Source organism: Campylobacter concisus (assembly GCF_902460545.1).
Lineage (GTDB): Bacteria > Campylobacterota > Campylobacteria > Campylobacterales > Campylobacteraceae > Campylobacter_A > Campylobacter_A concisus_AE.
Genome location: NZ_CABPUE010000020.1, coordinates 1 through 900 on the forward strand (window position 1 = coordinate 1; position 900 = coordinate 900).

Below are 900 nucleotides of genomic sequence, written 5' to 3' on the forward strand. Positions count from 1 at the left end.
GAACTACTTTGATAAAATTTTAAAAGCCAGTGAGAATAAACAAGTAGTAGACTTGACTACTTTAAAACAAGTACTTGGTAGAAGATGGTTGTATAATCTTATTTGCCATAAAGATATTAGAGCTATATTTTATAGCTATTTTTGGTTTGGCGTAGCTAGTGTTCTCAAAGGCAAATAATGGAAAAATATAATGTTTCTATAATAGTTCCTATATATAATGTGGAGAAATATATAGAAAAATGTGCAACTACGCTTTTAGAGCAAGACTATAACAATATAGAGTACATTTTTGTAAATGATTGCACTCCAGATAGTTCTATGAAAATTTTGAAGGATATTATTGAAAGATACCCAAATAGAAAAGATGATATAAAAATTATCAACAATATAAAAAATAGTGGATCAAGTCTTACTAGAAAATACGGTTTGGATGCTTCAAGTGGTAAATATGTTTTGTTTGTAGATAGTGACGACTGGGTCGATAAAGATATGGTAAGTTCTTTGATTAATGAAGCTAGAAAAAGTTATGCGGACATAGTTTGTTTTGACTATATTAAAGAATTTAATAAAAAAAGTATCGCAAAAAGTTTTTTTTATACAAAAAATCACCCAAAGTCTAATTTGAACTTTGTAAAAGCTATTTTATCTCATGAAATTTCTGTTTCCGTGTGTGATAAATTGGTTAAAAGAGAGCTTTATGAAAATGTTGAATTTCCATATTTTTCGCACTGTGAAGATAGTTTTGTAAATTTACAGCTTTTTTATTGGGCAAAAAAAATTATTCACATTGCAAAACCATTTTATCACTATAGAACAAATCCTAATTCACTTTCTAGTAGTTTTTCAAATAACAAAAAAGCTCTTGATGATTTTTCTGATTTTAGCAGAGCTGTAAAGAAT

The 900-nt window shown here is 27.4% G+C and carries 1 protein-coding gene; it reads left to right on the forward strand.

What is annotated here, in order from left to right; genetic code table 11:
• Positions 1 to 177: 177 nt before the first annotated feature.
• On the forward strand, positions 178 to 900 hold a 723-nt coding region (locus FZ949_RS09210; protein ID WP_148790372.1), incomplete at its 3' end, for a glycosyltransferase family 2 protein.